This window comes from Microbacterium sp. NPDC055521, from assembly GCF_053619695.1.
Map to the genome: position 1 here is coordinate 94,747 of NZ_JBSHJX010000004.1, position 24,626 is coordinate 119,372.

Below are 24,626 nucleotides of genomic sequence, written 5' to 3' on the forward strand. Positions count from 1 at the left end.
GGCACGAAGACAGCGAACAGGAAGCATCATGAAGGTCAACCCCAGCGTCAAGCCCATCTGCGACCACTGCCGCGTGATCCGTCGTCACGGTCGCGTCATGGTCATCTGCAAGTCGAACCCGCGTCACAAGCAGCGCCAGGGCTGAGCAGGGGTCGGACCGCGTGCTTCGGCATCCGGCCCGGCAACTGAAGAACTGAATATCGAGAACAGGCAGCATCGGATGCTCCGGCAGGCTCTGACCCTTCGACAGGCTCAGGGACCCAAGGAGCGGACACCTCGGGGCGGAGGCCCGGGACCGGATGCTGCTCCACACCTCCACAACACTCCAGGAGAACCGCATGGCACGTCTTGCCGGCGTTGACATCCCGCGCGACAAGCGCGTGGTGATCGCCCTCACCTACATCTACGGCATCGGCCGCACCCGCTCCGTCGAGATCCTGCAGGCGACCGAGATCGACGAGTCGATCCGCGTCAAGGACCTCACCGACGAGCAGCTCGTCGCATTGCGCGACCACATCGAAGGCAACTACAAGGTGGAGGGTGACCTGCGCCGCGAGGTCGCCGCAGACATCCGCCGCAAGGTCGAGATCGGCTCCTACGAGGGTCTGCGTCACCGCCGCGGCCTTCCGGTCCGCGGTCAGCGCACCAAGACCAACGCGCGTACCCGCAAGGGCCCGAAGCGCACCGTCGCCGGCAAGAAGAAGGCCCGCTAAGCGGCCAGGGAATAGGAGAACACTTTCATGGCTGCACCCAAGGCCGCCGCGCGCAAGCCGCGCCGCAAGGAAAAGAAGAACATCGCGCTGGGCCAGGCCCACATCAAGTCGACGTTCAACAACACCATCGTCTCGATCACCGACCCGTCCGGCGCTGTCATCAGCTGGGCCTCGTCGGGTGGCGTGGGCTTCAAGGGCTCGCGCAAGTCGACGCCGTACGCCGCCGGCATGGCCGCGGAGTCCGCTGCCCGCCAGGCAGCAGAGCACGGCGTCAAGAAGGTCGACGTCTTCGTGAAGGGTCCGGGCTCAGGCCGCGAGACCGCGATCCGCTCGCTGCAGGCCGCCGGCCTCGAGGTGGGGTCCATCCAGGACGTCACGCCTCAGGCGCACAACGGCTGCCGCCCGCCGAAGCGCCGTCGCGTCTGATCTCGCGCTCTGCCCTTCCTGAGCCGCGAGGCTGGGGAAGGGCAGACTCGCCCCCAGATTTTCCACAACTTCAGACCTCACCCCACACATGTCATATAGCGGGCATGTGATCGAAAGGAACACATAGTGCTCATCGCACAGCGTCCCACTCTCACCGAGGAGAAGATCTCCGAGAACCGCAGCCGGTTCGTCATCGAGCCGCTGGAGCCCGGTTTCGGATACACGATCGGCAACGCGCTGCGTCGCAGCCTGCTGTCGTCGATCCCCGGCGCGTCGGTCACCACCATTCGCATCGACGGCGTGCTGCACGAGTTCAGCACGATCCCCGGCGTGAAGGAGGATGTCACCGAGATCATCCTCAACATCAAGCAGCTGGTGGTCTCCAGCGAGCGCGACGAGCCCATCACCGCGTACCTGCGCAAGACGGGTGCCGGCGAGGTCACCGCGGCCGACATCTCCGCCCCCGCGGGTGTCGAGGTGCACAACCCCGACCTGGTCATCGCGACGCTCAACGACACCGCTCGCTTCGAGCTCGAGCTGACCATCGAGCGTGGCCGCGGCTACGTCTCGGCGTCGCAGAACCGCAACGAGTACGCCGAGGCCGGCCAGATCCCGGTCGACTCGATCTACTCACCGGTGCTCAAGGTCAGCTACCGCGTCGACGCCACCCGTGCGGGTGAGCGCACCGACTTCGACAAGCTCGTGCTGGACGTCGAGACCAAGGCCTCGATCCTCCCGCGCGACGCCGTCGCATCCGCAGCCAAGACCCTCACCGAGCTGTTCGGCCTCGCCCGCGAGCTGAACGTCGAGGCCGAGGGCATCGAGATCGGCCCCGCGCCGGTCGAGGCTGTGCTCTCCAGCGAGCTCTCCATGCCGATCGAGGACCTCGATCTGTCGGTGCGCTCGTACAACTGCCTCAAGCGCGAGGGCATCAACACCGTCTCGGAGCTGGTCGCCCTTTCCGAGACGCAGCTGATGAACATCCGCAATTTCGGACAGAAGTCGGTCGACGAGGTGCGCGACAAGCTCGTCTCGCTCGGTCTGTCGCTGAAGGATTCGGTGCCCGGTTTCGACGGCGCCCACTTCTACAGCGCAGGCGAAGACGAGTCCTTCTGAACCCCGACATCTTTCTGACCAGGAGCTAGACGAATATGCCCAAGCCCACCAAGGGTCCCCGCCTCGGAGGCGGCCCCGCACACGAGCGCCTTCTTCTCGCGAACCTCGCGGCAGCGCTCTTCATCCACAAGTCGATCAAGACGACCGAGACCAAGGCGAAGCGCCTGCGTCCGCTCGCCGAGCGCCTGATCACGCTCGGCAAGCGCGGCGACCTGCACGCGCGCCGTCGTGCGCTCACCGTGCTGCGTTCCAACAAGGACGCCGCGCACGTGCTGTTCAACGAGATCGCGCCGCTGGTCGCCGACCGTCAGGGTGGCTACACCCGCATCACGAAGGTCGGCAACCGCAAGGGTGACAACGCCCCCATGGCCGTGATCGAGCTCGTCCTCGAGCCTGTCACCCCGAAGAAGAAGGCTGCGAAGCCGGCCGCCAAGGCCGAGGCACCCAAGGCCGAGAAGGCCGAGAAGGTCGAGGAGGCTCCCGTCGAGGAGACCACCGAGGCTCCGGTCGAGTCGGCTGAGGAGACCACCGAGGCTCCCGCCGAGGAGAAGGCCGAGTAAGACCTTCCCCGGATCGAAGAAGCCCGCCGCCCCTCACGGGTGGCGGGCTTCTTCGTCGCCCGACCGGATGCCCGCGACGGGCGTCCCCGGCACACGTCCGACGCTCCGGCGGGCGACCTCAGTCGCGCGCGCCCTCCGTCGCCGCGTCGATCATCCGGTACCGGGTGCCGGGGCGGCCCTTCGTCGAGTAGTCCAGGGTACGCACCGCGCGACCCGTGCTCGCCAGGTGCTCGAGGTAGCGGCGTGCGCTCACCCGCGACATCCCGAGCACGTCGCCGAGCTCGGCGGCTGACGTGTCGGGGTGCTCATCCAGCGCGGTGACGACGCGGTCGAGCGTCTCGGCGCTCAGACCCTTGGGAAGGCCGACTCGACGACGGAACGCGATGATGGCATCCGCGGCCTCCACCCGGCGCACGACGTCGTGCAGCTCGGTGTGATCGCGCAGCAGCATGGTGGCGTCCACCGCCTCCCCGTCGACCCGCGCACCGGTGCCGCGAGCCACCAGCACGTGGCTGCCGACGATCACCGGATGCCCGGCATCCTCCCCATCGCGCAGCACGGCGAGCAGCTCGTCGTCGAGCACATCCGCCGCCCGTGCGCCGGTGAGATCGCCGACATCCACCCCCAGCAGGCGAGCCGCGGCGTCATTGGCCAGGGTGATCGTGCCCGAGGCGTCGACCGTGATCACACCCTCGCTGAGGCCGTGCAGCGTCGTCTCCTGGTTGCGCACGAGGGCGGTGATCTCGTGCGGTTCGAGCAGATGGATGCGTCTGCGGATCACCGACGTCACCCACGCCGAGCCGAAGATGCCCAGGATCACGGCGACCAGCATCGCGCCGATGATCCACGCGAGGTTGGCGGCGAACTCTCCCGTGCCCTGCGATTCGAGGATGCCCACCGATACCGTGCCGATCACCTCGGAGCCTTCGAAGACCGGCACCTTCACACGCCACGACGGCCCGAGCGTGCCGGTCTGCGTGCCCATGTAGATCTCGCCGGAGAGCGGCACAGACGCGTCGGTCGACACCTTCTGCCCGATCCGCTCGGGATTCGGATGCGAGAAGCGGATGCCGTCGGCGTCGGCCACGACGACATACGTGAGGTCCGATGCGCGACGGATGGTCTCGGCGAGAGGCTGCACGGTCGTCGACGGATCGGCGTCATCGAACGCATCGAGCACCACGGGCATCGACGCGATCGACTGGGCGACCGCCAGCATGCGGTCCTCATACGCGTCGCGCACCGTGTGCGCCTGGATGATTCCGGCCGTCACGCCCGCGATCAGTGTCACCACCGAGACGATCAGCGCCTGCAGCAGGATCAGCTGCACGCGCAGCGTCATCCTGCTGTGCGTCATCTGTGACGCGCGCATCGTCTTCGAAGCCACGAGTCCATTCTCCCCGTGCCGGTCGGCCGAGGAGCCTCCGGGTGCCCGGTGTCCGAGACCAATACTTTCGAAAGCCCGACCAATGGTTTCGAAAGCAGAGCGGGCTGCGGCACGGTGCATACCGTTGCCAGCATCCCTACACCGCTCAAGGAGGAGCGCATGAAGAAGTCACGCTCAGCTCTGGTCGCCATCGCCGCAGTCGCGGCACTGGCCCTCGCCGGATGCTCATCGCAGAATGCCGCACCGCAGTCCGACTCCGACGCGAAGGGCGACGCATCGTCCTTCACCGACGTGTCGCTCATCGTCCCCGCTGACCCGGGTGGCGGGTGGGATCAGACCGGTCGCGCGATGTCGAAGGTGCTCACCGACGGCGACATCGTCGGATCGGCCCCCGTCACCAACGTCGGCGGCGCCGGCGGCACTGTCGGCCTCGCGCAGCTCGGGAACCAGAAGGATCCGGCGACGCTCATGGTGATGGGCCTGGTGATGGTCGGGGCGATCGAGACGAACGCGTCGAACGTCCGCCTCGAGGACACCACACCGATCGCCCGCCTCACCGACGAGCCTCTCGTGGTCGTCGTGCCGGAGGCCTCGAAGTACAAGACCCTCGAAGACCTCGTCGAGGACATCGTCGACAAGGGCCAGGAGGTCACCGTGACCGGCGGCTCCGCAGGCGGCGCCGACCACATCCTCGCCGGCCTGCTGCTCGAGGAGGCCGGGGTCGACGGCGCCGAGATCCCGTCGAAGTTGAACTACACGCCCAACTCCGGTGGCGGCGAGGCCGTCTCGCTGCTCGTCGGCGACAAGGTCGCCGCGGGCATCTCGGGAGTCGGCGAATTCCTGCAGTACATCGAGGACGGTTCGATGCGCGCCCTCGCCGTCTCATCTGCGGAGCCGGTCGACGCGCTCCCCGAGGTGCCCACGATCACCGACGCCGGCTACGACGTCGTGCTGACCAACTGGCGTGGTGTGGTGGCCCCCGGTGGCATCTCCGACGCCGACCGCGACGAACTGGAGCGCATCGTGACCGAGATGCACGAGAACAAGGCGTGGACCTCGGAGCTCGAGACGAAGGGATGGGCGGACGCCTTCCTCGTGGGCCCCGAGTTCGACGCGTTCCTCGACGAGAGCATCGCCGACGTCACCGGGACGCTCAAGAACATCGGGCTGATCTGACATGAACGCCCCGATCCTCGGGGCGACTGAGCGGGCCGAGGGCACTCGGCCCGCTCAGCGGGTTCCCCTCGGTGAACTCGTCTTCGCCCTGCTCATGCTCGCCCTCGGCGCGTTCGCGCTCATCGGGGCCTTCTCGATCCACGTTCCGGTCGGTGTGAAAGTCGGCCCGACGATCTTCCCGATCTTCGTGTCGATCGTGCTGCTCGGCTCTGCCGCCGCCGTACTCGTCTCGGTGCTTCGCGGCAAGCGGGCAGAGCTCGAAGACGGTGAGGACATCGACCCCGACGCGAAGACCGACTGGCTCACCCTCGGAAAGATCGTCGGAGCGGTCGTCGCGCACCTCGTGCTCATCGACGTCATCGGATGGGCGCCGGCAGCCGCTCTGCTGTTCGGCATCGTCGCGTGGTCTCTGGGCGCCAGGCGCTGGTGGCTCGCCTTCCTCATCGGCTTCGCGCTGAGCCTCGTCGTGCAGGTCGTCTTCGCCGGGCTGATGGGGCTCTCGCTGCCCTGGGGACCGGCGCTCGGCTGGGTGGGAGGACTGTTCTGATGGACAGCTGGACACTTCTTCTCGAGGGCTTCGCGACCGCGCTGCAGCCGCAGTACCTCGTGTTCGCGTTCTTCGGTGTGCTGATCGGCACGGCCGTCGGCGTGCTGCCGGGCATCGGCCCGGCGATGACGGTGGCCCTGCTGCTGCCGCTGACCTACACCCTCGACCCGACCGCGTCGCTGATCACCTTCGCGGGCATTTACTACGGCGGGATGTACGGCGGCTCGACCACCAGCATCCTGCTCAACACACCCGGTGAATCCGCCTCGATCGTGACCGCGATCGAGGGCAACCGGATGGCCAAGCTCGGGCGAGGCGCCGCCGCGCTCGCGACAGCGGCGATCGGCTCGTTCATCGCCGGCACGATCGCGACGGTGGGACTCACCCTGCTCGCACCCGTGCTCGCGCAGTTCGCGGTGAATCTCGGCCCGGCCGACTACGTGGCGCTCATCGTCATCGCCTTCGTCACCGTCGGCGCGCTGATCGGCAGCTCCGTGCCCCGCGGCATGACCTCGCTCGGCGTCGGCCTGTTCCTGGGGCTGGTGGGCACCGACACGCTCACCGCGCAGCAGCGCTACACGCTGGGGCTGCTGCCGTTGTCGGACGGCATCGACATCGTGCTCGTCGCGGTCGGCCTGTTCGCCGTGGGGGAGACGCTGTACATCGCCGCTCGTCTGCGCCACGGAGCCATCGACGTGATCCCGGTGACGGGCGGGTGGCGCAGCTGGATGACGAAGGACGACTGGAAGCGCTCGTGGAAGCCGTGGCTGCGCGGCACCGCCATCGGCTTCCCGATCGGCACCATCCCCGCCGGCGGCGCCGACGTCGCGACCTTCCTCTCGTACGCGACAGAGCGCAAGCTGTCGAAGCGCAAGAACGAGTTCGGTCGCGGTGCGATCGAGGGCGTCGCCGGCCCCGAGGCGGCGAACAACGCGGCGGCGGCCGGCGTGCTCGTGCCGCTGCTGACGCTGGGGCTGCCGACCACCGCGACGGCGGCGATCATCCTCGTCGCGTTCCAGGCGTACGGCCTGCAGCCGGGGCCGCAGCTGTTCCAGAACCAGCCCGCGCTGGTGTGGGCGCTGGTGGCCAGCCTGTACCTCGGCAACGTCATCCTCATCGTGCTCAACCTGCCGCTGGTCGGGATGTGGGTGAAGCTGCTGCAGATCCCGCGCCCGTACCTCTACGCGGGCATCCTGCTGTTCGCCGCCTTCGGCGCGTACGCGCTGAACTTCGCCGTCGTCGACATCCTGATCCTCGTGATCATCGGTGTGCTCGGCTACTTCATGCGGCGCTTCGGGTATCCCGTGGCCCCGCTGGTCGTCGGCATGATCCTCGGTCCGATGGGCGAGGAGTACCTTCGCAAGGCGCTGCAGCTGAGCCAGGGCGACCTGACGACCCTGGTGGCGCAGCCCTTCGCGGCCACCGCCTACGCGGTGCTCGCGGCGCTGGTCGCCGGGGGACTGTGGCTGCGCCGACGGCAGCAGCGCTACGAGCAGGCGCTGACCGAGTCGATCGCCGTGCCGATCAAGGCCGATCAGGAGGTCTGAGGACGAACCGCCGCGCCACGAGGCAGGGATCAGGGGCGCGGGGCCGCCGGAGATAGTCTGAACTGCGTGAACGCAGAGCACCAGGCCATCACCCGGGGGCCCCGCGCCTACCTCTCCTTCATCGGCATCGGCCTGACGGCGGGTCTGCTCTCGGGTCTGTTCGGGGTCGGGGGCGGCACGGTGATCGTGCCGCTGCTGGTGCTGCTGCTCAGCTTCGGGCAGCGCATCTCGGCCGGCACATCGCTGGCGGCCATCGTCCCGACCGCGAGCGTCGGGGTGATCTCGTACGCGATCTCGGGGTCGGTGGCGTGGATCCCCGCACTCATCCTGGCCGCCGGCGCCGTGGTGGGCGCGCAGATCGGCTCGCGCCTGCTGCCACGGGTCTCGCAGACCGCGCTGCGCTGGGGGTTCGTCGCCTTCCTGCTCGTCGTGATCGTGAGCCTGTTCCTCGTCATCCCCTCACGCGCCGCCGAGTTCGAGCTCGGCTGGCTCAACGGCGCCGCGCTGGTCGCGGTCGGGGTGGTCACCGGCGTCATCGCCGGGCTGATCGGCGTCGGCGGCGGAGTGATCATCGTCCCCGTGCTCATGCTCGGCTTCGGCACCAGCGACCTCGTGGCCAAGGGCACGTCGCTGCTGATGATGATCCCCACCGCGGTCTCGGGCACGATCGGCAACCTGCGCCACCACAACGTCGACCTGGTCGCCGCCGCCCTGATCGGCGTCTCCGCCTGCACGACCACCGCGCTCGGTGCCTGGCTGGCGACGATGATCGACCCGTTCACGGGGAACATCCTCTTCGCCGCCTACCTCGTGGTGATCGCCGTGCAGATGACGCTGAGGGCGCTGCGGTCGCGCACCCGCTGAAACGTTTCCCCGGCCCTGCCGGCAGGGCCCGCCCAGACCTCGCGGGTAGGATCGTGGGGTGCCCGTGAACAGTGAACTGATCGGCCGGGAGTTCCCGCCGACGGCCCCGTACCTCGTCGGACGTGAGAAGGTGCGCGAGTTCGCGCGCGCCGTCTTCGCCGACGCGCCGCAGCACATCGATGTCGAGGCTGCTCGCGCGGCGGGCCACTCTGATCTCGTGGCGCCCCCCACGTTCCCGATGGTCATCCAGGACCTCACGCTGCAGCAGCTGCTCTCCGAGCCCGACTCCGGCATCGTCCTGGCGCGCACGATCCACGCCGAGCAGCGCTTTCAGTACAGCCGTCCGATCGTCGCCGGCGACGAGCTCACCGCGCAGCTGGCGGTCACGGGCATCCGCTCGCTCGGCGGCAACGCGATGATCACCAGCGAGGCGAGCATCACCGACGCCGCGGGCGAGCACGTCGTCACGGCGGTCAGCGTGCTGCTGGTCGGCTCAGACAGCGAAGGGGAGTCCGCGTGATGGCCGAGTTCACGGTGGGCGACGTCATCGCCGAGCGCACCCTGCACCTCACCCGCGAATCGCTCGTCCGCTACGCGGGAGCATCCGGCGACTTCAACCCGATCCACTATCGCGACGACGTGGCCGCCTCCGTCGGCCTGCCAGGCGTGCTCGCCCATGGGATGCTGACCATGGGCCTCGCCTCGTCGGTCGTGCTCTCGGCTCTTCCTGCCGGCACGCGTGTGGTCGACTACGGCGTGCGCTTCACCAAGCCGGTCGTCGTGGATGCCGAGACGGGCGCCGACGTGCACGTCGTCGCGAAGGTCGGCGCGGTCGACGAGACCACGGCGCGTATCGACCTCACCGTGAAGGCGGCCGAGACGACCGTGCTCGTGAAGGCCCAGCTGCGGGTCGCGCTCTGACATGACACCCGCCGACGTGATCGAGATCACCCCCATCGCCCTGCGCGAGCTCACCACCCTGCGCACCGGCGCCGCGCCGCAGCGCATGCTCGAGGCGCGAACCCGCGAGCAGCTGCTCGCCGCGCTGCAGGACGTCTGGTCTGCGGGCGACGACTGGCTCGTGCTGGGGGGCGGGTCGAATCTGTTCGTCGGCGACGCGCCCTACGACGGCACAGTCATCCGGGTGCTCACCGAGGGCGTCGAAGAGCTGCCGTCGCCGCACGAGGGCCGCATCCGGCTGCGCGTGCAGGCCGGGCACAACTGGGATGCCCTGGTCGCCTACGCCGTCGAGCGCGGCTACGCCGGCATCGAGGCGATGAGCGGCATCCCGGGTACGGTCGGAGCCGCCCCCGTGCAGAACGTGGGCGCGTACGGGCAGGAGATCCAGGAGACCCTCGTCGAGGTCGAGCTGATCGACGAGCACGAAGACGCTCCGCTGGTGCTGCCGGCCGCCGATCTCGGCCTGGGCTTCCGCACCTCGGTGCTCAAGCACCACTATGGCGAGGCCGAGGGCCGTCGCGCCGTGATCCTCTCGGTGACCCTCGACCTCGCCGTCACCGGCGACGCGGGCCGGATCGTGCGCGGCGAGCAGCTGCGCCGAGCGCTGGGTCTCGAGGACTACGAGCCCGTGCCGCTCGCCTGGGTGCGCTCGCGGATCCTGCAGACCCGTGCGGGGAAGGGCATGCTGCTCGATGCCGACGACCCCGACACCTGGAGCGCCGGCTCGTTCTTCCAGAACGCGATCGTGCCCGAGCCGGTGGCGCGCAGCCTGCCGCCCGAGTGCCCGCGCTGGCCTGTCGAGCCGGACCTCGACTCGGTGACGGTCATCCCGCTGGACTCGTACTACGGACTCACTCCGAGGAAGGACAAGCCCGTGGCCTCGGTGAAGGTCAGCGCCGCGTGGCTGATCGAGAACGCAGGGATCCGCAAGGGCTTCCGCCTGCCGCAGTCTCGTGCGGGTCTGTCGACCAAGCACGCGCTGGCCCTCAGCAACAGGGGCGGCGCGACCGCCGCCGAGCTCAGCGAGCTGGCCCGGTTCATCCAGAGCCGAGTGCACTCCGAGTTCGGTCTGCTGCTGCAGCCCGAGCCGGTGCTCGTCGGCGTCGAACTGTAGCTCACCGCGGTGGCCGCGCGTACACTCGCCGGATGACCGGACTGATCCCGTACCTCCTGTTCCCCGGCCGCGCCGCGGAGGCGCTGTCGTTCTACGCATCCGTCTTCGGCGGTGAGACGCGCCTGTTCACATACGCCGAGGCCGGGCGCGTCGACGGCCCCGGCGACGCGATCGCGCACGGGATGCTCGACGGTCCCGTCGAGCTGGCGGGGGCGGATGCCGCGGCCGGCGAGAGCACGCTCGAGATGAGCGGCATGTTCTTCTCGCTGCTGGGCGCGGCGGAGCCGGCGACCCTGGCAGCCTGGTTCGATGCGCTCGCCGAGGACGGCCGCATCATCGACCCGCTGCAGAAGCGCCCGTGGGGCGACCACGACGGCACGCTCGTCGACCGCTTCGGCGTGCCGTGGCTCATCGGCCACCAGGGCTGAGGACGGTCGACGCCCCCACTTCGCGCCGAGACCCCCAGGCAGGGATGCCCCGCCCTGGGGCGTCGACGGCAGGTAGGGGTCTCGGTGACCGAGGTCAGGCCGAGAACAGGCGCTGCAGGCGCTGCACGCCCTCGAGCAGCTGGTCGTCGCCCAGGGCGTACGACAGACGCAGGTAGCCGGACGGACCGAAGGCCTCACCGGGCACGACCGCGACCTCGGCCTCGTCGAGGATGAAGTCTGCGAGCTCGAGCGAGGTCGTCGGCGTCACGGTGCTGCCGTCGCGCCGCGTCCAGGTGCGGTTCAGCAGACCCTGCACGTCCGGGTAGACATAGAACGCGCCGGTCGGGGTGGGCACCACCATCCCATCGATCTTCGACAGCTCCGCCACGATCAGCCTGCGCCGGCGGTCGAAGGCCTCGCGCATCTTCTCGGCTTCGTCCTGCGGACCGTTCAGCGCGGCGATCGCGCCGCGCTGGGCGACATTGTTCACATTGCTCGACAGGTGCGACTGCAGGTTGGCGGCGACCTTGATGGCATCCGCCGGGCCCACCATCCAGCCGACCCGCCAGCCCGTCATCGCGTACGTCTTCGCCACGCCGTTCACGAGGATGGTCTGGTTGGCGATCGCGGGCAGCGCCTGCACGATCGATGTCGCTTCGACGCCCTCATAGGTGAGGTTCTGGTAGATCTCGTCGCTGATCACCCAGATGCCGTGCTCGAGCGCCCACTCGGCGATCGCCTTCGTCTCGTCGCGCGAGTACACCGAGCCGGTCGGGTTCGACGGCGAGACGAACACCAGCACCGTGGTGCGCTCGGTGCGCGCGGCCTCGAGCTGCTCGACGGTGACCTTGTACTCCTGATCGGCGCCGGCGAAGACCTCCACCGGCACGCCGTCGGCGAGCTGGATGGCCTCCGGGTAGGTGGTCCAGTACGGCGCGGGCAGCAGCACCTCGTCGCCCGGATTCACGACCGCCTGAAATGCCTGGTACACGGACTGCTTGCCGCCGTTGGTGACGATGATCTGCGACGGCGAGACCTCGAGGCCCGAGTCGCGCAGCGTCTTCGCAGCGATCGCCTCGCGCAGCTCGGGCAGACCGGCGGCGGGCGTGTAGCGGTAGTTCGCCGGGTCGGAGAGAGCCTTCGCCGCCGCATCGACGATGAACTGCGGAGTCGCGAAGTCGGGCTCGCCGGCAGCGTACGAGATGACGGGTTTGCCCTCAGCCTTGAGGGCCTTGGCCTTGGCATCCACCTTCAGTGTGGCGGACTCGGCGATGGCGGACAGTTTGCGGGAGAGGGGAGCGCGTTCGGTCACGACTCCGATCGTACTCGGCGGGGCGCGCACCGCACCGGGCGGTTGCGACGGCGAGAACCGGGGAATCCTCGCGATCCGGAGGAATCCCGATTCTTGCCCGGATGCCGGTGGTCAGCGTTCGACGAGCACGCCGTCCTCGTCGGCGTACAGCCGGGCTCCCGGGCGGAACGCGACTCCGCCGAACTCGACCGCGACGTCGACCTCGCCCGTGCCCTGCTTGCCGCTCTTGCGGGGGTTGGTGCCGAGCGCCTTCACGCCCAGTGGCATGGCCGAGATCGCGGCGCTGTCGCGGATGCAGCCGTGGATGACGACCCCCGCCCAGCCGTTGTCGATCGCGAGCTGCGCGATCATGTCGCCCATCAGCGCCGTGCCGTACGAGCCGTCGCCGTCGACGACGAGCACCGCGCCCGCACCGGGGGAGGAGAGCACCGACTTCAGCAGAGCGTTGTCCTGGAAGCATCGGACGGTGCGTATCGAGCCCTCGAAGGAGACGTGCCCTCCGAACGAGCGCAGCTGAAGGGGCAGGGACTGCAGGTCGTCGCCATGCACGTCATAGAGGTCGGCGGTGGAGATCATGACTCACTCCTATCAGGTTGGGAGGGACGGCGTGGCAGAGGCCGGATGCTTGTGCGGCATCCGGCCTCTGCTTCCCTCGATGAGATCAGCTGAACTGGTTCATCGTGTTGTGCTGACCGCCGGCCTTCAGTGCGGCCTCGCCGGCGAAGTACTCCTTGTGGTTGTCGCCCAGGTCGGAGCCCGCCATGTTCTGGTGCTTGACGGTGGCGATGCCGCCGCGGATCTCGCGGCGCTGCACGCCCTTCACGTACGCGAGCATGCCCTCGTCGCCGAAGTAGCCCTTCGCGAGGTCATCGGTCGACAGCGCGGCCGTGTGGTAGGTCGGCAGGGTGATGAGGTGGTGGAAGATGCCGGCCCGCGCCGATCCGTCGCGCTGGAAGGTGCGGATCTTCTCGTCGGCCAGCGCGGCGAGCTCGGTGTCGTCGTACTCGACGCTCATGAGCCTGTCGCGGTCGTACGCCGACACGTCGTCGCCGCGCTCGGCGAGCAGGTCGTAGGCCTGCTGGCGGAAGTTCAGCGTCCAGTTGAACGACGGGCTGTTGTTGTAGACCAGCTTCGCGTTCGGGACCACTTCGCGGATGCGGTCGACCATCCCGGCGATCTGCTCGACGTGCGGCTTCTCGGTCTCGATCCACAGCAGATCAGCGCCATGCTGCAGCGAGGTGATGCAGTCGAGGACGACCCGGTCGACGCCGGTGCCCGGGCGGAACTGGTAGAGGTTGCTGGCCAGTCGCTTCGGGCGCAGCAGCCTGCCGTCGCGCTTGATCACGACATCGCCGTCGCCCAGGTCGGCCGGAGCGATCTCCTCGACGTCGAGGAAGGAGTTGTACTGATCGCCCAGGTCGCCCGGCTCGCGCGAGACGGCGATCTTCTGGGTGAGGCCGGCTCCCAGCGAGTCGGTGCGGGCGACGATGATGCCGTTGTCGATGCCGAGCTCGAGGAACGCGTAGCGCACCGCGTTGATCTTCGCGAGGAAGTCCTCGTGCGGCACGGTGACCTTGCCGTCCTGGTGTCCGCACTGCTTCTCGTCCGACACCTGGTTCTCGATCTGGATGGCGCAGGCGCCAGCCTCGATCATCTTCTTCGCGAGCAGGTACGTCGCCTCGGGATTGCCGAAACCGGCGTCGATGTCGGCGATGATCGGCACGACGTGGGTCTCGTACCCGTCGATCTGCGACTGGATGAACTCTGCGGCGGTGTCATCACCGGCCGCCCGCGCGTCGTCGAGCTGGGTGAACAGCAGGTCGAGCTCACGGGCATCCGCCTGCCGCAGGAACGTGTACAGCTCTTCGATCAGCGCGGGCACCGCGGTCTTCTCGTGCATCGACTGGTCGGGGAGCGGACCGAACTCGGAACGCAGGGCCGCGACCATCCAGCCCGACAGGTACAGGTAGCGCTTGCTCGTCGACTTCAGGTGCTTCTTGATCGAGATCAGCTTCTGCTGTCCGATGAAGCCGTGCCAGACGCCGAGCGACTGCGTGAACACCGAGCTGTCGGCGTCGTACTCCTGCATGTCGCGCCGCATGATGTCGGCCGTGTACTGCGCGATCTCCAGTCCGGTGCGGAACCGGTTCTGTGCTCGCATGCGCGCTGCCGACTCGGGGTCGATGGCGGCCCAGCCGGAGCCCTGAGCGTCCGTGAGCTGCCGGATGGCGGCGATGTCGTCCTGGTAGCGGGTCATGGCATGTCCTTCGTGTGATGAGCGGATGGGTCAGTCGTTGTCGGTCAGGTAGCGGGAGTACGCCGGCAGGGTGAGGAAGGCAGGGAACTCGGGCTGCAACGCGACCTGGCGGAAGATCTCGGCGGCGTCGTCGAAGCGGTCCTGCTGCGCCCCTGAACCGGTCGAAGGACGGCTCTCGGCGAGCACCTCGTCGATCAGGCCCTCGACGTAGTCCACGGTGATCGCGGTGCCTTCGTCGGTGCGGCGGTCCTGGTGGATCCACTGCCACACCTGCGAGCGGCTGATCTCGGCGGTCGCCGCGTCTTCCATGAGACCGTCGATGGCGACCGCGCCCTGACCGCGCAGCCAGGCCTCGAGGTAGCGGATCGCCACCGAGACGTTCTCGCGGACGCCGGCCGCCGTCACCGGCCGGCCGATGCGCAGATCCAGCAGCTGGGCAGCCGACACCTCGACGTCGTCGCGTCGGCGGTCGAGCTGGTGCGGGCGCTCGCCGAGCACCGCGTCGAACTCGGCCTTCGCGGTGGCGACGAGATCGGGGTGTGCCACCCAGGTGCCGTCGAATCCGTCGCCGGCTTCGCGTCGCTTGTCGGCGGCGACCTTCTCGAGCGCCCGCTCGGTGGCCTGTGCGTCGCGGCGGTTCGGGATGAACGCGCTCATCCCGCCGATCGCGTGCGCTCCGCGCCGGTGGCAGGTCTTCACGAGCAGCTCGGTGTACGCCCGCATGAACGGCACCGTCATGGTGACCTCGCTGCGGTCGGGCAGCACGAACCGTGCACCGCGCCCGCGGTAGTTCTTGATGATCGAGAAGATGTAGTCCCAGCGGCCGGCGTTGAGGCCGGCGCAGTGGTCGCGCAGTTCGTAGAGGATCTCGTCCATCTCGAACGCCGCGGGCAGCGTCTCGATCAGCACGGTCGCGCGGATGGTGCCGTGCGGGATCCCGATGTACTCCTCACTGAACGAGAAGACGTCGTTCCACAGCCGGGCCTCCTCGCGGGACTCGAGCTTGGCGATGTAGAAGTACGGCCCGCGTCCGGCGTCGATGAGCTTCCGCGCGTTGTGGAAGAAGTACAGACCGAAGTCGACCAGGGAGGCGGATGCCGTGAGCCGACGGCCCGAGCGGTCGGTGAACGCGACGTGCTTCTCGCTCAGGTGCCAGCCGCGGGGGCGCATCACGATCGTGGGCGTCTGCTCGGCGGTGACCCGGTACTCGCGGCCGTCAGCGCTCGTGTGGGTCAGCTCGCCGCGGATCGCATCGCGCAGCGACAGCTGGCCGCCGATGATGTTGCGCCAGGTCGGGCTGGTCGCGTCCTCGAGGTCGGCGAGCCACACCTTGGCGCCGGAGTTGAGGGCGTTGATCGTCATCTTCGGGTCGGTGGGCCCGGTGATCTCGACGCGGCGGTCTTCCAGGCCGGGCCCGGCGCCGGCGACCCGCCAGGCGTCGTCGTCGCGGATGTGCGCGGTGTCGTCGCGGAAGCGCGGGTCATGGCCGTTGCCGATCTCGAACCGTGCGCGCTGCCGGTCGGCGAGGCGATCAAGGCGGCGTCCGCCGAAGCGATGGTGCAGCTCGGTGAGGAACGCGATGGCCTCCGCGGTCAGGATCTCGTCCTGACGGTCGAGCCGCGGTCCGGTGACGTGCAGCGTCGGGCCGAGATCGGCGGAGACGGCTGCGGCGCCGGTGCGAGTCGGTGCGGTCGCAGTGGGAATGCTCATGATCTGTCTCCTCCGTCAGTGTCCGATCGGCCGGGATGGCCGGGTGGTGTGAGATCCACTGTGGGTGAAGAACAGCATCCGGAATGACCAGAACGGGAGTGAAGTTAGGTCGAATTTCTGTTTCTGTGACAGACTTCCCCGTATGACCCTTCGACCGGCTCAGGAATCCAGCTCAGAGGCGGACGCGCTGACCATCGGCCGGCGCATCCGCCAGCTGCGCACCGCGCAGGGGATGACGCTCGAAGAGCTCGCCGCGCGCATCGACCGCGCGCCCAGCCAGGTGTCGATGTTCGAGACCGGCAAGCGCGAACCCAAGCTCACCCTGCTGCAGGCGATCGCGAAGGTGCTCGGCACGACCCTCGACGGCCTGCTCGAGGGCGAGCCTCTCGACGAGCGCGCGACCCGCGAGATCGCGCTCGAACGCGCCATGAAGGGCCAGACCTTCCAGGCCCTCGGCATCCCGTCGTTCCGGATCGGCAAGTCGCTCTCCGACGACGCGATCGACGCGATGCTGGCCCTGCACGGCGAGATCGAGCGGCTGCGCGACGAGCGCGCCGCCACGCCGGAGGAGGCGCGCCGAGCCAACCTCGAGCTGCGCCATCTCATGCGCCGGCAGGACAACTATTTCGCCGATCTCGAGGCGCAGGCACGCGAGATCCTCGATGCCGTGGGGCACCCGGGCGGACCGCTCACGCAGCGCACCGCGTCGGAGATCGCCGCCCATCTCGGCTTCACCCTGCACTACGCGCCCGACCTGCCGCAGTCCACCCGCAGCGTCGCCGATCTCGCGCACGGCCGGCTGTACCTCTCGAGCAGCGTTCCGGCGAAGGGCGATGCGCGCACGGCCGTGCTGCAGGCGCTGTCGAGCCGCATCCTCGGGCATTCCGAGCCGCGCAGCTATGCCGAGTTCCTGCGCCAGCGGGTCGAGACGAACTACCTCACCGGCGCGTTGCTCGTGCCCGAGGCGCACGTCGTGCCCGTGCTGCAGGATGCCAAGCAGCGTCGCGCCATCTCGGTCGAAGACGTGCGCGACGCCTACTCCATCTCATACGAGACCGCAGCGCACAGGTTCACCAATCTCGCGACGCGGCACCTGGGCATCCCGGTGCACTTCCTCAAGGTGCACGAGTCGGGCACCATCACCAAGGCCTACGAGAACGATGACGTGAACTTCCCGACCGACCGCCTCGGCTCGATCGAGGGGCAGATGTGCTGCCGCCGATGGACGAGCCGCGCGGTCTTCGACGTCGACGACCGCTTCAACCCCTATTTCCAGTACACCGACACCGGCAACGGCACCTACTGGTGCACCGCGCGCGTCGAGCCGTCGAGCGAGGGACTGCACTCGGTGAGCGTGGGTGTGCGCTTCGACGACACGAAGTGGTTCGTCGGGCGCGACACCACGAACCGGGGCGTGTCGAAGCATTCGGTCGAGACCTGCTGCCGCCGCGCGCCCGCCGAGCTCGAGCAGCGCTGGCGTGATCAGGCGTGGCCGAACGTGCGCACCCCGCGCACCCTGCTGGCCACCCTGCCGACGGGGTCGTTCCCCGGTGTCGACACCACCGATGTGTACGAGTTCCTCGAAGCGCACGCGCCGCGCTGAGCGCGGGCGGTCACCCCGCTGCGCGCAGCGCGGCCCATAGCTCCGCGCGCGCGGGGAACGAGGCGAGGTCGGTGCCGAGCAGCGCTGCGGCCTGCGCGATGCGGCTGCGCAGCGTGTGCCGATGGATGCCCAGCGCCGCGGCAGCCTGCTCGCCTCGGGCGTCGTGCTCGAGCCAGGCCCGCACGGTGCGTTCCAGCTCGGCACCCGTGGTCGCATCGTGCGCGCGCAGCGGCGCGAGTCGCGTGCGGGCCAGGGTGCGTGTCTCGGCTGAGACGAGCGCATCGAGCACTCCGCCGGATCCGACGTCGTGGTATCCGATCACCCCTGGGCCGCCCGGGCGCTGCAGAGCGGCCGTCGCCTGGGCATGCGCATGCGCGAATGTGTCGTAATCCGCCGGTTCCGATGCGCCGATCCGGATGCCGAAGCGCGACGCCACCTGCTCGAGCAGGCCCCTCGAGGCTGCGCCGAGGCAGATCGTCAGCCCGTCGGCATCCTCCGCCACGAACGACACGGTGCCGCCGACCGACCGCTGCCGCTCGAACCAGCCGACGATCGCGTCGACCGGTGCGTCGGCGGCGGTCGCGACGACGATCGGTGCGGGCGGCAGGGCGCCGAGCGTGCGCCGCGCGAGGATGGGGTCATCCGCCCGCAGCGAGGCGAGCAGCTGAGTGTGCATGCGTCGGCGCCCGCGGGCGAGCTGCTCGCTCTGCTCGAGCGCCAGCCCCGCCATGGCGATCGCCGTCGTGATCACGGCGCGGGCCTCCGCGTCGATGGGATGCAGATCCACGGCGATCACACCCTTCAGCTGGGAGCTGCGGCCGAGGGTGAAGAGCGTCACGGTGCGATCGCCACCGTCGAGCGACCTGGTCGCGGTCGTCCCCCTGCCGAGCAGGTCGGCGACGGCATCCGCCACCGCATCCGCCCCGGTCGCGAGAGGAGACGGATGCTCCTGCGCGATCGTCCCGCTCGAATCGAACAGTCCGACCCAGCAGTCCAGCCGCCGGGCGAGCTCTGCGAGCGTCGCTTCCAGGCCGCGCGGGCGCAGCGCGGCGAGGGCGAGCGCGCGCTGCACGTCGAGCGCCCAGGTGCGACGAGCGTACGCGTGCGACGCCATCGCCTCCGCGTGGGCACGGGCGACGGCGAGGAAAGGGATGTCGTAGGGCACGTCGAACAGGGCGAGCCCGGCCGCGGCGCACGCGGTGACGAGTTCGTCCGGCGGCCCCACCCGGTGCACTCCGGAGCCGAAGCCCAGCGCCCGCACGCCGCGGCCCACGAGACGGGTGACGTAGTCGCTGACCCCGCGCTCGTCGTGATCGGCGAACTGGCTGCCGGTGGTCATCAGCACGAGGTCATCGGCGAGGAACGGCGTCGGGTCGAGCAGGTCCGAGCTGTGCACTCCTCGGACCGGCCCGTCGAGCGCCCCGTCGGCGAGGGACTGCTCGGCTGACACGAGAGTCAGGTGCAGATGCGCGTGTCCGAGCAGCGTGCGCAGCGTGGGCGGGGTGGTGTTCGGCACCTGAGCCTCCTCGTTCTTGTACGGTACGGCGAGACCTCACTCCGAAGTGTACGCTCTGGCGAGTGCGTGCGGTGTGTCCGAGTCGTAGCCTCGCCTCATGACCCTCATCGACGAGACCTCCACGACTCCCGCAGGCGGACCCACCCTCGAGCAGGTCCGTCGCATCGTCACCGAGCTGCCCGGGCCCCGCTCAGCCGCGATCCTCGCCCGCAAGGCCGACGCGGTCGCCGCCGGCGTCGCGCACTCCATGCCCGTCTCGGTCGTCGCCGCGGGCGGCGGCGTCGTGGTCGACGCCGACGGCAACTCGCTCATCGACCTCGGCTCGGGCATCGCCGTGACGAGCGTCGGCAACGCGCACCCCAAGGTCGCCGCCGCCGTCGCCGCACAGGCCGCGCAGTTCACGCACACCTGCTTCATGGTGTCTCCGTACGAGTCGTACATCGACGTGGCCGAGGCGCTCAACCGCCTGACCCCCGGCGACTTCGCGAAGAAGACCGCGCTGTTCAACTCGGGCGCCGAGGCTGTGGAGAACGCGATCAAGATCGCCCGCAAGCACACCGGTCGTCAGGCGGTCGTCGCCTTCGACCACGGCTACCACGGCCGCACCAACCTCACCATGGCGCTGACCGCAAAGTCGATGCCCTACAAGGCCGGCTTCGGTCCGTTCGCCCCCGAGGTGTATCGCGTGCCCGGTTCGTACCCGTACCGCGACGGGCTGACCGGCGCCGAGGCGGCCGAGCGCGCCATCACCCTGATCGAGAAGCAGATCGGCGCCGACAGCCTGGCCGCCGTGATCATCGAGCCCATCCAGGGCGAAGGCGGATTCATCGTGCCCGCCGACGGCTTCCTCGACGCGGTCGTGGCCTGGTGCCGCGACAACGGCGTGGTCTTCATCGCCGACGAGGTGCAGACCGGCTTCGCCCGCACCGGCGCGATATTCGCCAGCGAGATCTTCGGCATCGAGCCCGACCTGATCACCACCGCGAAGGGCATCGCCGCCGGCCTGCCGCTCGCCGGGGTCACCGGCCGTGCCGAGATCATGGACGCCGCACACGCCGGCGGTCTCGGCGGCACCTACGGCGGCAACCCGATCGCCTGCGCCGCCGCGCTCGCCGCGATCGACGCGTTCGAGAACGACGGGCTCATCGAGCGCGCGCAGCAGATCGGCGCATTGCTCACCGAGCGCCTCCAGGCGATCCGCGAGAACGACGCGCGTCTGGGCGAGATCCGCGGCCACGGCGCCATGATCGCCGTCGAGTTCGTCGACGCCGAGAGCGGCGCTCCGGATGCCGTGCTGACCGCCGCCGTCGTCAAGGCATGCGTGGCAGAGGGCGTCATCATCCTCACCTGCGGCACCTTCGGCAACGTCATCCGCTTCCTGCCGCCGCTGTCGATCGGCGACGACCTTCTGAACGAGGGCATCGACGTCCTCGCCGCCGCGCTGCAGCGCGCCTGAGACGGTCGGCCGTGACCCTGGTCGGGGGATCAGGGGTCGCGGCCGACACAGACCCGACAGACATCACGTATCAAAGGAGATCACCATGACCGACCACGCCATCACGCGCGACGTCGTCATCGTCGGCGCGGGAGCCGCCGGCACCACCGCGGCAAACGAGCTGCGCAAGGCCGGCCTGTCGGTCGCCGTGCTCGAGGCGCGCGACCGCGTCGGCGGCCGGCTGTGGACTGACGTGATCGAGGGCGCCATGCTGGAGCTGGGCGGCCAGTGGGTGTCGCCCGATCAGGACGCGCTGAAGGAGACCATCACCGAGCTGGGCCTTGAGACCTTCGACCGCTACCGCGAGGGAGACAGCGTCTACGTCGGACCCGACGGCACGCTGCACCGCTTCACGGGCGAGATGTTCCCCGTGTCGGCCGAGACCGAGGCGACGATCGCCGCGATCACCGACCGCCTCGATGCGATGGTCGCCGAGATCGACCCGGACCGCCCGTGGGCGCACCCGAACGCCGCCGAGTGGGACTCGATCACCTGGGACGCCTGGCTGCGGCGGCAGACCGACGATGACGAGGCGGTGCGCAACCTGGCGTTCGCGACGGGCTCTGCCATGCTCACCAAGCCGACCCACGCGTTCTCGCTGCTGCAGTCGCTGCTGATGGCGGCATCCGCCGGGTCTTACTCGAATCTCGTCGACGCGGACTTCATCCTCGACAAGCGCGTCGTCGGCGGCCTGCAGCAGGTCCCGCAGCTGCTCGCCGAGCGCCTCGGCGACGACATGTTCCTGAACCAGCCCGTGCGCACCCTCGAGTGGTCGGACGAGGGAGTCGTCGCGCACGCCGACGGCATGACCGTCCGCGCGAAGCACGCGATCCTCGCGCACGCCCCCGTGCTGTACGACCGCATCTCGTTCGTGCCGCCGCTGCCGCGCCGCCAGCACCAGCTGCACCAGCACCTCTCGATGGGCTTCGTGATCAAGGTGCACGCCGTGTACGACCGCCCGTTCTGGCGCGAGCAGGGGCTCAGCGGCACCGCGTTCAGCCCGTACGAGCTCTCCCACGAGGCGTACGACAACACCAACCACGGCGACGAGCGAGGAACGCTCGTGGGCTTCGTCAGCGACCGGAACGCCGACGAGCTGTTCACGCTGAGCGCCGAGGAGCGCAAGCAGCGCATCCTCGAGTCGCTGTCGCACTACTACGGTCCCGAGGCGAAGAACCCGGTCGTGTACTACGAGAGCGACTGGGGCAGCGAGGAGTGGACGCGCGGTGCGTACGCCGCGAGCTTCGACATGGGCGGCCTGCACCGCTACGGCGCCGACCTGCGGGCCGCCGTCGGTCCGATCCACTTCGCCTGCAGCGACATGGCAGGCGCCGGCTACCAGCACGTCGACGGCGCGATCCGGATGGGCCGCCTCGCCGCCGCACAGATCCTCGAGAAGGCCGGCGCCGAGGTCGCCGAGGCGTGACCGGGTCGATCGTCGTCGGCTACACGGCGACGGATGCCGGTGCCGACGCCCTCGCCCTCGGCGCGAGACTGGCGCGCAGCATCGATGCGCCCCTCGATCTCGTCATCGTGCTTCCGCCGGAGGGCACCCGCAGCGCGGCAGTGGTCCCCCCGGAGCGTGCCTTCGAGGCGCACGTGCGCGCCCAGGCCGAGGAATGGCTGCGGGCGGCCGTCGCCCAGGTGCCGGCCGACGTCCGCTGCCTCGGACACGTGCGCTTCAACGAATCCTTCGCGGAGGGCATCATCGCCGCGGGCGAGGAGTTCGACGCACGCCTCATCGTCGTCGGCGCCGGCAACGGCTCCACCCTCGGCCGTCACCGGCTCGGCTCGGTGGCATCCGAGCTCGTGCATTCGTCGCCCATCCCCGTCGCCCTGGCGCCTGCAGGCTCCCACCGCGACACCGACGCCGGGGTGCCGATCCCGCGGGTGACCGCGGCGGTCGGCACGCGCGCCGGCGCGGACGCCCTGCTCGACGCCGCCGTCGAGCTCGCCACCGCAGCGCGCGGCACCCTGCGCCTCGTCTCGCTCGTGCCGTTCGACGTGCCTGCCGGTCTCGACACCGGTGCGATCACCCTCGCGCAGAACGCGCACGGAGATGACGTGCTCGCACAGGTGCGTGCCTCGCTTCCCGAGGGCGTCGCCGCCGAGGTCGAGCGCGCAGCGGGCGACAGCGTCGAAGACGCCGTGGCGCATCTGCGCTGGCATCCGGGCGAGGTCGTCATGGTCGGCTCCAGCCGGCTCGCCCAGCCCCGCCGCCTCTTCCTGGGCTCGACTGCGGCGAAGATGCTGCACGAGCTGCCCGTACCCATGATCGTCGTCCCGCGCCCGCGCGCCGAGGCAGGAGAACGCTGATGTCCAGCATCGATCGGGCGATGGAGCCCGACTCCCGAGTCACCACCGGGATCTCCCGAAAGGGGCTCAGCGTCGGCACCGTCGGCGTTCTCGGCGCCCTCGTGATGGGCATCTCGTGCATCGCCCCGGCGTACACGTACACCGCCGGGATCGGCGGCGCGGTGGGCGCCGTCGGGTTCCAGGTCCCCGCCATCCTGCTGCTCGGCTTCATCCCGATGCTGCTCGTGGCCTTCGGGTACCGCGAGCTCAACAAGGCCATGCCCGACTCCGGCACGAGCTTCACCTGGGCCACCCGTGCGTTCGGCCCGTACGTCGGGTGGATGGCCGGGTGGGGCCTGATCGTCGCGACCATCCTCGTGCTGTCGAATCTCGCCGGCATCGCCGTCGACTTCCTCTTCCTGCTGATCTCGCAGATCTCCGGCAACGACGATATCGCCTCGATCACGCGCAACCCGTTCGTGAACGTCGCGGTGTGCCTGATCTTCGTCGCGCTCGCCACCTGGGTGTCGTACCGCGACGTGTCGACGTCGCAGAAGCTGCAGTACGGCCTGGTCGCGTTCCAGGTCGTGATCCTTGTGCTCTTCGCCGTGATGGCGATCGTCGAGACCCTGCAGGGCGGGGCCTTCGAGGCGAACCTGCCGGAGCTGGCGTGGTTCAACCCGTTCGAGATCCAGGGCGGGATCTCGATGATCGTGATGGGCCTCTCGGCATCCGTCTTCATGTTCTGGGGGTGGGATGTCACCCTCACGATGAACGAGGAGGCGAAGGACCCCGAGCGCACGCCGGGGCGAGCCGCCATGCTCACGGTCGTCTCGATCATCGCGATCTACCTGCTGCTCACCGTCAGCAGCCTGATGTACTCCGGGATCGGCGACAAGGGTCTCGGGCTCACGAACGAGGACATCGGCGGCAACGTGTTCTTCGCGCTGTCCGGCCCGGTGATGGGCGGCCTCGCCTTCCTGCTCTCGCTCGCCGTGCTCACCTCGTCGGCCTCGTCGCTGCAGTCGACGTTCATCTCGCCCGCGAGGACGCTGCTCGCAATGGGCCACTACGGCGCGATGCCCAAGAAGTTCGCGCGCGTCAACCCGCGGTTCTTCACCCCCGGATACGCGACGATCGCGTCCGCGTTCGTCGCGGGCGGGTTCTACGCCGTGATGCGCTTCCTCAGCGAAGACGCCCTGTGGGACACCATCCTGGCGCTCGGCATGATGATCTGCTTCTACTACGGCATCACCGCCCTGTCGTGCGTGTGGTACTTCCGTCGACAGTGGTTCGACTCGGGCAAGGACTTCTTCTTCAAGTTCGCCAGCCCGCTCGTCGGCGGCATCATCCTGCTCGTGCTCTTCGTCATCACCGCGACCGACAGCCTCGCGCCCGACTACGGGTCGATCGCGATCGGCGCCGACGCGAACGGCGAGGGCGGCATCGGCATCGTGTTCTTCATCGGCGTCGGCCTGCTCGTCTTCGGCGTGGTGCTGATGTTCGTGCAGAGAATCTTCGCCCCCGCCTTCTTCCGCGGTGAGACGCTGGGAGTGGACGCCCCGCCCAGTGCTCGCCGGCGCTGACCATCCCTTCCTAC

At 69.2% G+C, this 24,626-nt stretch carries 24 protein-coding genes; 18 read left to right on the forward strand and 6 right to left on the reverse strand.

Annotated features, from left to right (window positions below; all coding sequences use genetic code 11):
* The first annotated feature begins 28 nt into the window (after positions 1–28).
* The 5 genes from rpmJ to rplQ all read left to right on the forward strand — a co-directional run bounded on the left by rpmJ (position 29) and on the right by rplQ (position 2,815).
* Positions 29–145, forward strand: coding sequence for a 50S ribosomal protein L36 (rpmJ, locus tag ACWGSM_RS05720; protein WP_071644008.1), 117 nt, complete (start codon positions 29–31; stop codon positions 143–145).
* A 193-nt stretch (positions 146–338) separates the two neighbouring features.
* On the forward strand, positions 339–713 hold the full coding sequence (gene rpsM, locus ACWGSM_RS05725) for a 30S ribosomal protein S13 (RefSeq protein ID WP_452321982.1): 375 nt from the start codon (positions 339–341) through the stop codon (positions 711–713).
* A gap of 27 nt (positions 714–740) precedes the next feature.
* Entirely contained in the window at positions 741–1,139 is a 399-nt protein-coding gene (rpsK, locus tag ACWGSM_RS05730; RefSeq protein WP_071644012.1) for a 30S ribosomal protein S11, read from the forward strand.
* A 126-nt stretch (positions 1,140–1,265) separates the two neighbouring features.
* Positions 1,266–2,255 carry a DNA-directed RNA polymerase subunit alpha gene (locus tag ACWGSM_RS05735; protein WP_452321983.1) on the forward strand — a complete coding sequence of 330 codons (990 nt, stop codon included), beginning with the start codon at positions 1,266–1,268 and terminating at the stop codon, positions 2,253–2,255.
* 35 nt (positions 2,256–2,290) lie between these two features.
* A complete protein-coding gene (gene rplQ, locus ACWGSM_RS05740) occupies positions 2,291–2,815 on the forward strand; it encodes a 50S ribosomal protein L17 (RefSeq protein WP_452321984.1) in 525 nt (174 codons plus the stop codon).
* 118 nt (positions 2,816–2,933) lie between these two features.
* Here rplQ and ACWGSM_RS05745 read toward each other — a convergent pair whose 3' ends face one another.
* Positions 2,934–4,202, reverse strand: coding sequence for a PAS domain-containing protein (locus ACWGSM_RS05745; protein ID WP_452321985.1), 1,269 nt, complete (start codon positions 4,200–4,202; stop codon positions 2,934–2,936).
* 159 nt (positions 4,203–4,361) lie between these two features.
* Between ACWGSM_RS05745 and ACWGSM_RS05750 the strand changes: the two genes are divergently transcribed.
* The 8 genes from ACWGSM_RS05750 to ACWGSM_RS05785 all read left to right on the forward strand — a co-directional run bounded on the left by ACWGSM_RS05750 (position 4,362) and on the right by ACWGSM_RS05785 (position 10,838).
* Positions 4,362–5,378: a Bug family tripartite tricarboxylate transporter substrate binding protein gene (locus ACWGSM_RS05750; RefSeq protein ID WP_452321986.1), complete on the forward strand. Its 1,017-nt coding sequence runs from the start codon at positions 4,362–4,364 to the stop codon at positions 5,376–5,378.
* Between the two features lies 1 nt (position 5,379).
* Complete coding sequence (locus ACWGSM_RS05755) at positions 5,380–5,925, forward strand: tripartite tricarboxylate transporter TctB family protein (protein ID WP_452321987.1); 546 nt, start codon at positions 5,380–5,382, stop codon at positions 5,923–5,925.
* Entirely contained in the window at positions 5,925–7,472 is a 1,548-nt protein-coding gene (locus ACWGSM_RS05760; protein ID WP_452321988.1) for a tripartite tricarboxylate transporter permease, read from the forward strand. The genes ACWGSM_RS05755 and ACWGSM_RS05760 overlap by 1 nt, the downstream gene beginning before the upstream one ends.
* A gap of 66 nt (positions 7,473–7,538) precedes the next feature.
* On the forward strand, positions 7,539–8,336 hold the full coding sequence (locus ACWGSM_RS05765) for a sulfite exporter TauE/SafE family protein (protein WP_452321989.1): 798 nt from the start codon (positions 7,539–7,541) through the stop codon (positions 8,334–8,336).
* A 58-nt stretch (positions 8,337–8,394) separates the two neighbouring features.
* Positions 8,395–8,856, forward strand: coding sequence for an FAS1-like dehydratase domain-containing protein (locus tag ACWGSM_RS05770; RefSeq protein ID WP_452321990.1), 462 nt, complete (start codon positions 8,395–8,397; stop codon positions 8,854–8,856).
* Entirely contained in the window at positions 8,856–9,257 is a 402-nt protein-coding gene (locus ACWGSM_RS05775; RefSeq protein ID WP_452322136.1) for a MaoC/PaaZ C-terminal domain-containing protein, read from the forward strand. Before ACWGSM_RS05770 ends, ACWGSM_RS05775 begins: the two co-directional genes overlap by 1 nt.
* Before the next feature lie 16 nt (positions 9,258–9,273).
* Entirely contained in the window at positions 9,274–10,410 is a 1,137-nt protein-coding gene (locus ACWGSM_RS05780) for a UDP-N-acetylmuramate dehydrogenase (RefSeq protein WP_452322137.1), read from the forward strand.
* A gap of 32 nt (positions 10,411–10,442) precedes the next feature.
* Entirely contained in the window at positions 10,443–10,838 is a 396-nt protein-coding gene (locus ACWGSM_RS05785; protein WP_452321991.1) for a VOC family protein, read from the forward strand.
* A 94-nt stretch (positions 10,839–10,932) separates the two neighbouring features.
* Here ACWGSM_RS05785 and ACWGSM_RS05790 read toward each other — a convergent pair whose 3' ends face one another.
* From ACWGSM_RS05790 to aceB, 4 genes are all read right to left on the reverse strand, one after another.
* Entirely contained in the window at positions 10,933–12,150 is a 1,218-nt protein-coding gene (locus ACWGSM_RS05790) for a pyridoxal phosphate-dependent aminotransferase (protein WP_452321992.1), read from the reverse strand.
* Between the two features lie 111 nt (positions 12,151–12,261).
* Positions 12,262–12,726, reverse strand: coding sequence for a ribonuclease E activity regulator RraA (gene rraA / locus ACWGSM_RS05795; RefSeq protein WP_452321993.1), 465 nt, complete (start codon positions 12,724–12,726; stop codon positions 12,262–12,264).
* Between the two features lie 85 nt (positions 12,727–12,811).
* On the reverse strand, positions 12,812–14,407 hold the full coding sequence (locus ACWGSM_RS05800; protein WP_452321994.1) for an isocitrate lyase: 1,596 nt from the start codon (positions 14,405–14,407) through the stop codon (positions 12,812–12,814).
* A gap of 30 nt (positions 14,408–14,437) precedes the next feature.
* A complete protein-coding gene (aceB, locus tag ACWGSM_RS05805; RefSeq protein ID WP_452321995.1) occupies positions 14,438–16,117 on the reverse strand; it encodes a malate synthase A in 1,680 nt (559 codons plus the stop codon).
* 142 nt (positions 16,118–16,259) lie between these two features.
* Here aceB and ACWGSM_RS05810 point away from each other — a divergent pair, with 142 nt between their 5' ends.
* Positions 16,260–17,720, forward strand: coding sequence for a helix-turn-helix domain-containing protein (locus tag ACWGSM_RS05810; protein WP_452321996.1), 1,461 nt, complete (start codon positions 16,260–16,262; stop codon positions 17,718–17,720).
* A 10-nt stretch (positions 17,721–17,730) separates the two neighbouring features.
* Here ACWGSM_RS05810 and ACWGSM_RS05815 read toward each other — a convergent pair whose 3' ends face one another.
* Positions 17,731–19,236, reverse strand: a complete 1,506-nt coding sequence (locus ACWGSM_RS05815) for a PucR family transcriptional regulator ligand-binding domain-containing protein (RefSeq protein ID WP_452321997.1) — start codon at positions 19,234–19,236, stop codon at positions 17,731–17,733.
* Positions 19,237–19,333: 97 nt separating this feature from the next.
* On the opposite strand from ACWGSM_RS05815, the gene gabT reads away from it, so the two are divergent.
* The 4 genes from gabT to ACWGSM_RS05835 all read left to right on the forward strand — a co-directional run bounded on the left by gabT (position 19,334) and on the right by ACWGSM_RS05835 (position 24,612).
* Entirely contained in the window at positions 19,334–20,692 is a 1,359-nt protein-coding gene (gene gabT / locus ACWGSM_RS05820; protein WP_452321998.1) for a 4-aminobutyrate--2-oxoglutarate transaminase, read from the forward strand.
* A gap of 79 nt (positions 20,693–20,771) precedes the next feature.
* The gene (locus ACWGSM_RS05825; RefSeq protein ID WP_452322138.1) at positions 20,772–22,157 is read left to right on the forward strand and encodes a flavin monoamine oxidase family protein; all 1,386 of its coding nucleotides are present in this window, start codon (positions 20,772–20,774) and stop codon (positions 22,155–22,157) included.
* Positions 22,154–23,047, forward strand: a complete 894-nt coding sequence (locus tag ACWGSM_RS05830; RefSeq protein WP_452321999.1) for a universal stress protein — start codon at positions 22,154–22,156, stop codon at positions 23,045–23,047. Before ACWGSM_RS05825 ends, ACWGSM_RS05830 begins: the two co-directional genes overlap by 4 nt.
* Entirely contained in the window at positions 23,047–24,612 is a 1,566-nt protein-coding gene (locus ACWGSM_RS05835) for an APC family permease (protein ID WP_452322000.1), read from the forward strand. The genes ACWGSM_RS05830 and ACWGSM_RS05835 overlap by 1 nt, the downstream gene beginning before the upstream one ends.
* The last annotated feature ends 14 nt before the right edge of the window (positions 24,613–24,626 follow it).